At 50.9% G+C, this 12,608-nt stretch carries 9 protein-coding genes; 5 read left to right on the top strand and 4 right to left on the bottom strand.

Annotated features, from left to right (window positions below):
* Positions 1–17: 17 nt before the first annotated feature.
* A complete protein-coding gene (locus MKY59_RS30425; protein ID WP_339275281.1) occupies positions 18–860 on the top strand; it encodes a hypothetical protein in 843 nt (280 codons plus the stop codon).
* Between the two features lie 77 nt (positions 861–937).
* Here MKY59_RS30425 and MKY59_RS30420 read toward each other — a convergent pair whose 3' ends face one another.
* Complete coding sequence (locus MKY59_RS30420) at positions 938–1,471, bottom strand: dihydrofolate reductase family protein (RefSeq protein ID WP_339275280.1); 534 nt, start codon at positions 1,469–1,471, stop codon at positions 938–940.
* Between the two features lie 79 nt (positions 1,472–1,550).
* On the opposite strand from MKY59_RS30420, the gene MKY59_RS30415 reads away from it, so the two are divergent.
* From MKY59_RS30415 to MKY59_RS30405, 3 genes are all read left to right on the top strand, one after another.
* Positions 1,551–2,453 (top strand): YafY family protein, encoded by a 903-nt coding sequence (locus tag MKY59_RS30415; protein ID WP_339275279.1) that lies wholly within the window; start codon positions 1,551–1,553, stop codon positions 2,451–2,453.
* 195 nt (positions 2,454–2,648) lie between these two features.
* Positions 2,649–2,912: a CD3324 family protein gene (locus MKY59_RS30410; RefSeq protein WP_339278503.1), complete on the top strand. Its 264-nt coding sequence runs from the start codon at positions 2,649–2,651 to the stop codon at positions 2,910–2,912.
* 69 nt (positions 2,913–2,981) lie between these two features.
* Complete coding sequence (locus MKY59_RS30405) at positions 2,982–3,269, top strand: hypothetical protein (RefSeq protein WP_339275278.1); 288 nt, start codon at positions 2,982–2,984, stop codon at positions 3,267–3,269.
* A gap of 97 nt (positions 3,270–3,366) precedes the next feature.
* Here the strand turns inward: MKY59_RS30405 and MKY59_RS30400 are convergent, their stop codons facing one another.
* The gene (locus MKY59_RS30400) at positions 3,367–4,239 is read right to left on the bottom strand and encodes a GNAT family N-acetyltransferase (protein WP_339275277.1); all 873 of its coding nucleotides are present in this window, start codon (positions 4,237–4,239) and stop codon (positions 3,367–3,369) included.
* A 743-nt stretch (positions 4,240–4,982) separates the two neighbouring features.
* On the opposite strand from MKY59_RS30400, the gene MKY59_RS30395 reads away from it, so the two are divergent.
* A complete protein-coding gene (locus MKY59_RS30395; RefSeq protein WP_339275275.1) occupies positions 4,983–8,126 on the top strand; it encodes an S-layer homology domain-containing protein in 3,144 nt (1,047 codons plus the stop codon).
* A gap of 192 nt (positions 8,127–8,318) precedes the next feature.
* Here MKY59_RS30395 and MKY59_RS30390 read toward each other — a convergent pair whose 3' ends face one another.
* Positions 8,319–10,406, bottom strand: coding sequence for a CAP domain-containing protein (locus MKY59_RS30390; protein WP_339275273.1), 2,088 nt, complete (start codon positions 10,404–10,406; stop codon positions 8,319–8,321).
* A gap of 161 nt (positions 10,407–10,567) precedes the next feature.
* Complete coding sequence (locus MKY59_RS30385; protein WP_339278502.1) at positions 10,568–12,376, bottom strand: AbfB domain-containing protein; 1,809 nt, start codon at positions 12,374–12,376, stop codon at positions 10,568–10,570.
* Between the last annotated feature and the right edge of the window lie 232 nt (positions 12,377–12,608).

Genomic DNA, 12,608 nt, shown 5'->3' with positions numbered 1-12,608 from the left:
AGAAAGGAAGTCGGCCAATGAAATACGTGGCGATCAGAAAGGCGTCGGTGCTGTTATTGTGCGGAGTTGTCGTTATGGCGGGAGTGTTGGGGACAATCCCCAATTCAACGCTAGCGGCATCGGCGCAAGGGCAGACGTCAAAGCAGGCTGTATCCCAAGTCAGCGCTGCTTCGTCAGTGGTGTACCAGAACGTAACTCAATATGCCAAAAAAACAGCACCCGGAAGCATCGTTTGGACAGGCAAAGGCTTGACCGTAACCGCGCATACCGTTCTAAAGGAAGATAAAGCGGACTTTGAACAGAACGTCATCGAATCCATCGTGATCCAAAAGGGCACAGTGCGGCACGAGCTCGACACGGCCGATTACGACGATTCCTGGCTGGACCTTGCGAGCGTCGCCGAATCGCCTGCCGCAGGATGGGTGGCCATTCAGGCAAGCCGCAGCGCCGGGGCATCATTGCTGCTGGTTAACCTGGACACGGGGGAAAGCGTCGTCTTGAACGATCGCCTGCAACAAGAGGTGAAGGGAACTCTCGAAACCATTACGGCATATCAATGGTCCCCGACGGGAGAGCAGATCGCCTTTTCCTATGGAGATCCGTCCAAAAGCACCCTTGCGATCTATGATGCCGCGAAAGACAGCGTACTTCGGCTGCCCCGGACGACCAACTATATCAGCACAAGCCTGATTTTGTGGCATAAGAACGGGAAAGTCTTCGATTTTATTAGCGAGCACCCGTCTGACCGCTTCATTTTGTTCCGGTATGACGCGAAGAGCGAAAAGGTTAAACCTGTGCGCAAGCTGACCCGGAAACAGATGGGCGATTGGCTTAAGCTGGATAAATATCCGAGCCTTTGATCTGGCGCCCCGAGATCGATGGATTGGACGTAGCGCGGCACGGATGTATTCCCCAACGAAAAGGCGGGATTCCCCGCCTAGTTTGCCTTCGATTGATACCGGACTGATACGATCTGTCCCAACGTTTGCGTGCCGACCATCGTCCAGTCGCTGGGGAGGGTACCCACAGGGAACAAGGGGATGCCATTGCCCAAAATTTTCGGGATGATGGCAATTTCCATCTCGTCCAGCAGTCTTTTTTCCAATATCGTCTGTACGAGCTTTCCGCCCCCGACAATCCAGACATCGCCTTCGGAGATTTGCTGCAGCTTCGGGATGAGGGTCGCGACGTCTTCGTCCGTAAATTGCACATGCGGAGAGGGAGGCTGAGGCGTACGGGACAGGACATATGTCGGTTTACCCGCATAAGGGAAATCATCCGTAAGCGTGAGCACCTCTTCATAGGTGCTGCGCCCCATAACCACCGTTCCGATCCTGGCGTAAAAGGCCCCATAGCCGTTATCCCCGCCATCTCCTTCTACGTCGTGCAGCCAATCCACCGAACCGTCCGGTTTGGCGATGTATCCATCGAGACTTGCGGCAATGTACAGAATCGTTTTACGTTTTGGCATAGTATTGATCACTCCTTTCGATATAACACTATGGTAAACTATAATTACGACATAAAATGACGTAGTTAGGCGGGGTAAAATGAATAATCGGCAACTGGCCATCATGCGTCTGATGGATTCGCGCAAAAAGTTTACCGCTCGCGAACTCGCGGAGCGATTTCAAGTGTCCGTCCGGACGATTCAACGCGACCTGAACGATCTGCAGGAGCTGGGCTTTCCCCTGTACGCCGAGGTAGGCGTTCATGGCGGGTACCGGGTGCTCCCCAACCGCATTCTGCCCCCGCTGCAATTGACGCAAACCGAGGCGCTCGGGTTGTTCATGATGCTGGAGTACCTGGAGCGGGTTCCGGACTTCCCTTATGGTTCCATTCGTGGGCATTTGGCCGAGCAATATTTCGGCAGTTTGCCTGAAGACGTGCAGGAACTGATCGCACGGATGAGGCGGCATATCACATTTATGCAGCGTCCCTCGGTTGCGCCCGAAGCGGTGACGACTGGCGTTTTGCAAGCGGCGGTGGAAAAGAGGGCCATTGCGTTTACCTATCACTCCCGGAACGGAGAGAAAACAGTCGAGGCGTACCCGCTCGGCATCTATTTCGATGACGGGTATTGGTATATGCCGGCCCGGCGACGCGAGCGGGTGCTGCTGTACCGAACGGATCGCATGAAGGCGCTCCGGGTGCTTGAACAGACGGATGACACGGTTCCGCATTTGCAAGCATGGCTTCGAGCCGAAGATGGGCGTTCTGGCGAAGAGGTGGTGCTTCGTTTTACCGATTTCGGCCAACGCTTGGCCGGGTCCGATCCGTTGTTCCAAACCGTTGAAGGGAATACGTGGCGCGGACGGGTGCCGCATGAAGAGATGCCGTACACGGCTCGCAGGCTGCTATCCTACGGTCCTGAGGTAGAGGTCATTCGCCCGGATGGGCTGAAGGAAGCCGTCAAGGAACTGCTCGCGAGCAGTTTGAACCAATATCTGTAGAAGGGGGGATACCATGGTAAAACCCATAAGAAGATTGGATCGCCGCTCCATGCAGAGTCCACAGGATGAACAGCGGCGGCTGTTTTGCATGGAGCTTAATAAACACCACCGCCAAGCCTGATTAGCGGCAAACGTTCATTTCAGGACTCTGCTTCCTTAAAACTTTATTTTAAGGAGTGGAGCGAATTGAAATACGTGAATGCACATACCGTACTGCCTGCGGAAATTGTGGAGCTGGTGCAGCAGCATTTTCCGGGCGGGTTGATCTATATTCCGAAACCGAAGGAAATGCATCGAAAATGGGGCGAGAACTCCGGCGCCAGGGCGTTGGTCCGACGACGAAACGAGCAGATTCGCGCCCAATTTGCGGACGGTGCAAGCATGGCCGACCTGGCCGGACAGTTTTGCCTTTCGGACGATAGCATCCGCAAAATCGTGTACGGCAAAAAGGAAACATGACCAAGCAATTCATGCTGTAAGCATAAACCGGCACGATCATTCCACCATAATGGCGATGAATACAGAACATTGCAGGATCAGTACGACGTTCAGAACGTGTGGTGGGAGAAAAAAGGTTGCCTTTATCCGCTTCTCATTACCGTAGATGATCTCCCTGCCAGATTTACTTTGATCGCCACCCCGCCGCATTGCTCCAAAGGTACGGATTACTTCGTTCATGAGTTTTTTGTATTGCGTCCATTCCGGGGATTGGGCATTGCGGAGCAGGCTGCGGCCATGAGCTTTGACCGTTTCCGCGGCAAATGGGAACTATTCACGAATCCGGCGCCAAAGAACGTGGCAGCTCAGCGGTTTTGACGGAGAGAAGCTCGTCTTTCGTTTCGGGAAACTTCGGGTCGTTGTGAAAAAGGAGATGTCCTCCCTTAGCGGGGGAACATCTCCTTTCCGTGCCCGTTCAGATCGGGCCGATGAAATATTTATATTCCGTGGTCACGTCGAATCCGACGCTCCGGTACAAGCTTAGAGCACGTTCATTTTCCGTTACGACGGAAAGCCGAATGTCCGTATAACCTTGCTCCAGCAATCGGTGTACCATCAAAGTGAGCGCGGCGCGTCCCAGCTTCTCTCCCTGACGCGCAGGCAGGATGCAGAAGTTGTGAATGAACCCCGTCGAATCGTTGATGACGTTGACCCGGATCAGTCCTACGGGCTCATTTTCTTTGCGAATCACATACGTGGGCCGGCTCGGTTCATCGGTGTGCCTGAAATAGTCGCGCGTCCAATCTTCCGGATCGCCGAATGCAGCGGATGAACAGGCGATCATGAACTCCAGATCTTCCGGTTCTGCGGCAGTCAGATCAAGTCCGGAAGAGAAAACCGTTTGACTTTGTTTTGCAGACGCATCATTCTGGAGCTTCATCGCATGCTCCGAACGGTCATATGCAGCGCCAAACGCCTGAACGGCAGCCATTCCAGCCGGATGGCTTTGCGGCACGCGATAGCTTAACCGATGGATGCCGAGAGGCCTCACGTCCTCCCTCGCTCGTTCAAGCAAGCTGCGCAAGACGCCTTGTCGTCGGTATTGCGGATGAACCACAGCGTTGATGCTTCCTGTTGTGCCTTCCGATGGATACCAGCTTAGCAGTCCGACCAATTGGCCGTTGTGATAGCACAAAAGCCCATGGTCGCCGTCTTCCTTGGTTAGATGCTCCAGATCGGCCTTGAGGCAAGCGGAATCGAGCTGCTTGCACTGCTGCTCCAGCCCAGCGATATCATTAATTTGGGCAACATTGTCGTATTTCATGGGAATAACTTGATGATGAATCATGAGTTTGGCACCTTCGTTCATGAAGGAAACACGCAGTTTGTGGACCGGTAGGCGCTATCCTTCCAAAATGGGTCCAGTCAGGTTCAGAAATGTTGTCATCTTATCTCCTCCAGAGCATTACAGGTTGTGTTTATTATACACGCTCCCTGCTCCGTGTTCACACCTAAAACTACTGTCTCAAAAATACACCCCTAAAAATTTCATCTAAACCCGGGGTTTTCTCCCAATGTCTATTCTAAGGGTACACTTCAAAAACGATGGAGGGGCCAAATATCGATGTCATTACAATTTCGGTCCAGTAAGGGTTTTCAAACGCAATGTTCTTGATGAGGATGCCAGGAAACAAACGCTTTTATGTAAAAACTGAAAGAGTCGGTTGTTCGTCTGCCTTGCTGCAGGAACTGCCTTAGAGACAAGATCATCGTCGCTCAAGAAGTCGCCAAAATGGCGGCTTCTTTGTTTTAACGCTTTAGATGATTTGTATAGTTTTTGTATAGACTGGGTCTTTATAATACGACTTACAGAAACTGCGGGATTGCCGACCATAGGATCCCAGGTAAATTGAATAGGGATTTATGAGAATAGAATTCTATTTTTGCAATCCCAACCCTGAACACAACCAGATTAAACGTTAAAAAAAAATAAGGAGGTTGCGAAAAAGAAAAACGTTTTCCCATAGAAAAGTGTCAAAAAAAAATTCATCCATATCGAACAGTCTAATAAAGGAATTGGGGGAAAAGAACGTGTCCAAACAAAGCAAAAAGTCTCTTAAGAAAAAGCATGGAGCATTAGTTCTCGCAGCTGCTCTGACCGTTGGCGGTTTACCGGTGGTCCCGACGAATGTCAGTGCGGCTGATGCAGGCGAAGCTTTAATCTCCACATCTGGTGGTACAACCAGCTACGATATTGTTGACGGAGAGACATCGTCAGGCTCAGTTATTGATCCTCAAATTCAGATTCAGGATTCTTCTTACACAACCAATTTGAACGCTGCCACCGTGATGATTGAAAATTTTCAGGCAGGGGATTTGTTGTCATATACCGCAGTGGCAGGAATTCAAGGAAATTATGAAGCGAAGAATGGTGTCTTGACATTGACAGGAAATGCTTCGGCGGAAGATTACATGAAGGTATTGTCCAGTGTCAAGTTCTCAACCACTTCCAGCGATACGTCTGCCAGAACCGTTAGATTTGCCTTAGGTGATGCCCTCCCTTATGATGCTAATGGTCATTTTTATAAATTTGTAAATAAAGGAAGCAATATTACCTGGGAAGCCGCGAAGGCTGAGGCTGCCGCCGCCGATTATTTCGGACGGGAAGGATATCTGGTCACGATTACGGATGCACAAGAGAACGAGTTTGTAAAAGATAAAACATTGGGCGTTGGCTGGATTGGCGCACAAGATATCGAGCGCAAAAACGGTGAAGCTAAGACCAATGGCGACTGGCGCTGGGTAACCGGACCGGAAGGCAAAGCGGACAACGAAAAAGGTCTGAAATTCTATCAAGGTTATCTAGGCGGCACCAAACTGGGGTATGCAAACTGGGCTAGCGGCGAACCTAACGATTATAACGGCAAAGAATATGTAGCTCATATTTACGGACCTGGCGACGACGCAGGACAATGGAACGATTACCCCGTAGACAATAGTGTTACAGGCTACGTCATTGAATACGGCGGCATGCAGGGCGACGAAAATTTGGATATCATCGCCGAGAAATCCGTTACCATTGTTAACATTACCGATCTTAGGCAGGCCGTTGAAGAAGGGAATCAACTGAACCAGGAAGATTATATGGCAGAGGAATGGCCAGCGTATCAAAAAGCTCTGGAAGACGCCAAAGCCGTGCTTGACAACAAAAACAAAACACAAGAAGAAGTCAATAAAGCATTTGAGGAATTAAAGGCAGCGCGTGAGCTTCTGAAACCTTTGTTGATCACCGAGCCGAGCGGTGGGCTGGTAAACGTGTCCAAGCCTGAACTCAAAGGCGTGGCAGACCAGGATTCGAAAGTCACCGTTGAATTGAAGGATGAGAACGGCAATGTGATTGAAACAAGGGAAGTGGAAGCGGATCAAGATGGAAACTGGAGCTTTACCCCATCGAAAGAACTGCCGGATGGAAAATATACGGTGGATGTAACGGCAGTGAGAAATGGAAAAGTAACCAAACAATCCAAAACAATCGTAGTCGATTCTGCTCAAAAATCGTATCTTGTCGGTCTCGAGCTGAACGCCAATGATAAAACTTCGATACCTCTGTCACCGGCTTTTGCTGAGAACACGTACAATTACACCGCGACTACTGCAACGTACAGTGTATATTTCACACCAACACTGGATTCGCTTGCAGGTCTGGATCCGAACGCCAAAATTGAGTTTTCGCTCAACAATGGTGCCTGGACGGACGCGACGAGCGGTAAAGAAAACGGTGAATTGCCTTTGAATGAAGGCAGCAACACGATTAATGTCAAGGTTACCGTTAATGGTAGGGAGAAGATCTACACGCTGACCGTCTTTCGTGTAGTCAATAATGGAAATAACGGCAACACCGGTGGTGGAGGCGGAGGTGGCGGAAGCTCGACTCCAACAACAACGCCAACTACTCCAGCAACACCAAGTACGCCTGAAGCTCCAAAAGGCAATCTGGACGTAACTTTGAACGGCAAAGACAATCCGTTTGCAACAGGCACAACTTCAACCTCAGACGGCCGTACGACAACGTCAGTTAAGGTAGACCCGAACAAGCTGGGTGAAGCTGTATCGGAAGGTACAAGCCAGGATCTGACGGTTCACTCGCCAAATGAAGGGGATATGACGGTTGACGGCTTGACGGCGGACATCTTGAAGAAACTGAACGATAAGGGCGCAAACCTGAAAATCAGCAACCCGCTGGCCATTTATCCGGTACCTGTCGGAAAAATGAACCTGAATTCCGTCGCTGGTCAATTGGGCAATGCAGCGCTGAGCGATATCGGGGTTCGCATCGATATCAAGCGTTCTTCGGATGCCTTGATTGCAGCTGCGAAAAACAAGGCAGCGGCGGGAGGTTATGAGCTGCTGGTTGATCCGGTTGATCTGAATCTGACATTTAACCATGGCGGTAAAACCGTAGGATCCGGCCAATTGAACGGATATGCGGCCAAATACATCGCCCTGCCGGAAGGCATCGATCCGAACCGGATTACGACAGGCGTTGTAGTGAATCCGGACGGCAGCGTATATCACCTGCCAACCGTTGTAACGAAGATCGGCAATCGTTATTATGCACAAATCCATGATTTGCGCAGCAGCGGTACGTACTCGGTAATCTGGAATCCGCAGGATTTCACGGATGTGAAAACCCATTGGGGTCAAGCGGATGTGAATAACGTTGCCGCACGACTGGATCTGAAGGGGAACGGGGATAACACGTTCTCGCCGGATCGCAGCATAACCCGTTCCGAGTTCGCGGAGATCGTGGTCCTCGGCCTGGGTCTGATGCGTCAGGAAGCGTCGCAGATTAACTTCCCGGATGTACCGACTTCCGCCTGGTACGGAAATGCCCTCGCGATTGCGGATGAATTTGATATCGTTCGCGGTTATGATGATGGCAACTTCTACGGCAACCAGCCAATTACGAGAGAGCAGGGCTTCGCGATGGTAGCCCGTGCGTATCGCCTGATTAAATCCGAAGCTGCGGCTAGTCAGAATACTTCTGCTCTGTCCCAATATAAAGACGGTGCGAGCGTATCGAACTGGGCCAAGGCGGATGTGGCGCAATTGATCGAAGCAGGGATCATTCAGGGCGAAGGCACCACCCTCAGCCCGAAATCAACGATGACGCGTGCGGAAGTGACGGCGCTGATCGCAAGATTGCTGAAAACGACCAATTTGATTGACAAGTAAGCAAGTTTATTCAAAAACAACCACTGACTAAAACCGTCAGTGGTTGTTTTTGTCGTTCTTTTCCCCTGTCTTCTATCAAATATGCCCGGTTAGACCGGATTAAGGAGGCAGGCCGGGAACAACAGAAGAAGTGGCTGGAACCGTTCTCTACTCCTGTACACTATCGATATAGGAATCGTCTTTTCGTTCGTTTTATTGGACTGCAGGCGTAGAATATTGCGACAGATTCATCGTGTCCTTTTTCACAGATATAAAAAAGGTGGCGGACGGTGCATACAAGTAAAGGTTAAGCTGGTCCGGAGAATACGTGCCAGGCTCGATATGGAAGTATCCTTTGCTATCAAAGGTAACCTGCACATCCTCAATATGTTGGGAACCGGTAACGGTGTGTTCTTGAACCTTGAACAGGATCGTTCTGTCTTTCAATTGTGAAAACTGGCCTTCCACAATCAGCTTTCCGCCTTTGTCATATTGGGCAAACAAGCTTTGTTCCTCGAAAACGGCCGGTTTGACATACATTACCTTTTCCGGCAATTTAGGCAGAGCCAATTGATCTGTCGGTTCCGCCGGTCTGCCTTTCAATGTGCCCAGGGAGCTCTGAAGGCGTTTCAGAATGTTCAACGCTTCTGCTCGGGTTACCGTGCTCTCGCTCTCATATCCCGAGTAAGACAATTCCGTGACTCCGCGGACGTAGTCCTTGGCTAGCACGTACCTGACCGCGTTGGAGCCGATGAAATGCATGCCGTCTGCAGCGGACACGATTTCGGCAATGCGCTGGCGATTGATCGGTTTGTCGCGTAATGAAGCCGTTTTGAGGCCCAGCAGCGGATAATTACGGTCTTTGGCGATTCGGTAAGCAGTGTCGGCAAGGCTTTCTTTTCCCTTCTGATAAGACTGAATGTCGACGTTATATGTTTTCAGTAACATGATCCAGAATTCCGACTCGCTTACGGTTGAATCAGGCTTGAGTTGTCCCTGGCCATCAGCGCTCACGATGCCTGAGCGCAATCCCCACTCCAATGCTTCCTGAAGGGAATGTCCCTGAATGTCGGAAGGCAGCTTGTTAATTGGTTTGCTGTACGTTTTAGTCTTCCATTTGGGGTAAACTTTGATTTTAGCCTGCGCTGACTTCCCTTCGAGCGTAGCCTTCAGCGTGTACTCGCCAGGCAATATGCCATGAATCATGCCATTTGTGGATACTTTAAGCCCCTTGGGATTGCTCGTTATGTAGCTGACTCCTGTCTCTGCATCTTCCCATGATCCATCATCATAAAAACTTCTCCATTTTAGTTGAAGCTGCTCTCCCTGGTTCAGAGTGACTTCTTTCATATATGGGCCAAGTTCGGTCAAGCTATGACCTTTTCCGGTAGTGAATGACCACGTTTTGCGCAGCGCTTCCGCTGATTTACCGCTCAAAAGCTCAAGCGTTACGGTGTAGGTGTGGTTTCCTTTCAAAACGGATTTTGGATACAGAAATAATGTGCTCCCGTACAATTCTTCATGCAAAGGAACCTCGTTTCCTTGTTGGTCAGTCATTTTTGCCTGGTAACGGTTAATGGTTGCCGCTGTAGACGCAGAGATAATGTAGCCCGAGAATTCCACATTGAACTGCCGTAGTGGATTCGGACTTTCCAACCCATAGAAACCAACGGGTACATCGGTTTGACGGTCGTAGGGGTAAACTGACATGTTTCCATTGTCCGGCTGGGAACCGGAACCCGTAAAATCCATTACGGCCGTGCCGTCGACCAGACCGATGCCAACCTCGTCATAACTGGGATCGAGTATGATTTTGCGGTGATAAGCGGTATCCAGCCATCCCTGCACGGCTTGGGAACTGCTTTTCTGATGGTAATGCATGACCTCGCCATAGGCAAATCCGCGATTTTGGGCGACAAATCCGGCCGCCTCGATGCGGTTCTTGATATTTACGCCTTTAAAACCAGGCATTCCCGCTTGCTCCGAGTGGGCACTCAGATTGGGATGCTGGGCATGGTTCCTATTATAGTACGAAGCATGGGCTTCCGCTGCCTGGGTGACATACGGATTCAAACGAACGGGCGGCACGCCGACCTTGGCGCGGATCTCGTTCAGAAAATTTAACGCGTCCAGCTGATCTTTGGAGTATCCTGTGGTGACATTGCCGTCCGCGTATGCCTTGGGTAGGTTGGAAGGTCCGAAGGCTCCCAGCGTGCCTGATACTAAAAGAAGAACGGCGAAGCTATAAGCAAGGATTGCAGGTAAACGTCTTTTCCTCGGTGTGGAACTTTTCGTTTTCATTAGAAAATACAACATCTCCTTCCATTATGGTTTGGGGAAAATTATACAGCACAACTATCCGCCCATCCATACAGTTTATGGGAATCATGGATAAAAGGCCGCTTCCCCGCCCAGAATCCAGGGTGGAAGCAACCTTTTATTTATGTGGCGAACATGGTGTCCTAGAAGTCCGTTCTTGCGAAAGTGGCATCGCTTTTTAACGTGGCGCTGCTGGACGCGGTCACGGTGTCGAGTTGCAGCACGTAATTGTAATGCCGAATGTAGCTGCCAGGCTGGCTGTAGGATTGGAACGATACCTTCGTTTGATCGGCCCAGCCCGGACGGATGAGAAAGGTGGCGTCGCCTTTGTATTCAGCGGTATCGCTGTAAACTTCAAGCACGATTTTGTTGCTGTTATTGCGCTTGAGGAAGTAGCCCGGATAATTGATCGATTCCAGGGATACGCCGCCGGAATTGGCTAAGCCAGGTACTACCCTGAAGTGGGAGTCGAGTTCGGGCGAGACGTTTGCATCGATCCGGGCCGCAAAATCGGCGTGGCGGATGGTCCGGTCAGGATAGTTCTGGGAACTGAAACGGCTGTAGTTGACGGCATCGGGCGTGGATGGGCCCAGCAGCTTCACTTCGTGCAGCGTCGGTGTGTACCAGTTGCTCGGGTTGTTCCACAGAACAGCATTAACCATGCTGATGCGCACGTAACGGGCCGTAAAATGGACTGCGTCCGTGGTGAAGCCGTACGTTGTATTGGTCGTGCGGTCAATGGTGGAGTAGTTGATGCCATCGTTGCTGATTTCGATTTTATATTTGTAGTATCCTTCGGAACCTTTATACATGAACCAGGAAATGTCGATTTCGGTAATCGTTCGGGGTGAACCGAAATCGACCTGCCACCAGGCTGGCCACGTATTGGACGATGCCGCCCATGAAGTCTGGTAATTGCCATCGCTGGCATTTGAAGCAGAAGAGCCGGAAGCGACGGAGCTGGCTGTGGCTGTTTTGCCTTGGGCGTGATTGACTAGATTGGGCAGGGTCACGACTCCGCTGGCCGCATCGATGCTCCATTCTTTGCTCCATTCCAGAGAGGCAGTTCCATTGTTATCATTCAAGGTGAGTGGTAACCATATATGCTTGTGTTCGCCGAGATTGAGCGGATTCCAGCGGTCACCCATGTAGATGTAGGTCGTTGTCGTACTCCCTGTAATGGTGGCAATATCATGGATTTGCGATCCGAAGGCAGAAGGATTTCCGTAAGGCGTAAGCGTTGACCAGGGTCCGGACATGGATGTTGCTGTGGCGTATGCACCCTGATTAGGGTACCAGCCGGAGGCTTGGGAGGTGAAGAGGTAATAGCGGTTGCCTTTTTTGACGACGGCCGGGGCTTCGCGGTAGGCGTTCTCGAACAGCCAGCCCTCGAAGGAATCCACGCCCGTATAACTGTCGTTCATTTTGAACAGGGCCATCGTATCGTTAGCCCCGCCGTTTTTGCGAGAAGCCGACAAGAGGTAACCCGTGCCGTCGGTATCCACGAATACGGTCATGTCGCGGGATTCAAGATCCATGGGGCGGAAGCTGCCCTCATACGTAAATTTGCCGTCCGGCGTGCTGCTGGTGGCTACGGCAACCCTGGCCAGGCTGTAATCGGTGCCGTTTTCGTAGTGTGCCCATAGTACATACTGGCCCGTTGAGGGGTTGTAGATCACTTTGGGACGTTCGATTTTGCTGGAAGCCAGTTCGGTTGCCGAGTCTTTGGTCAGGATGGCGTTCCGAAACGTCCAGTTTTTCAGATCGGTGGATGTGTATACATTAACACTGTCAAACTTGCCGCTCACGGCGTGTTCGCCGTACCAGTAGTACGTGCTGCCTACTTTGAGAATGTTGCCGCTGTTGGCGTGAATGGGGTTGCCTGCGGTATCAAGCCAATCGGTACCGTTGGTGATCGTTGCACTTGCCGCTTCCGTTCGTTCGGCATACATGCCTAGCAGCGTGAGAGTCAAAGCGAAAGCCAGAATCCAAGCCGTCTTCCTGTTTCCCATCTCAAGCACCTCCCCAAGAGTTTGAAATAAAGCGCTTACATCAATTATTTTACAAAAAATGGCCAAATAGGCAAGTGAACATTCCTCGCCGGAGTGAATTAACCTGGTTCGGGCGAGCTGCAGCGGGAAGAGCGCCTTCCCAAGGGCAGCTGGAGAGCGCAAAAACCCCCTT

Origin of the sequence: Paenibacillus sp. FSL W8-0426 (genome assembly GCF_037969725.1) — a bacterium.
Lineage (GTDB): Bacteria > Bacillota > Bacilli > Paenibacillales > Paenibacillaceae > Paenibacillus > Paenibacillus hubeiensis.
This window is presented reverse-complemented; position numbering and strand designations above follow the sequence as displayed.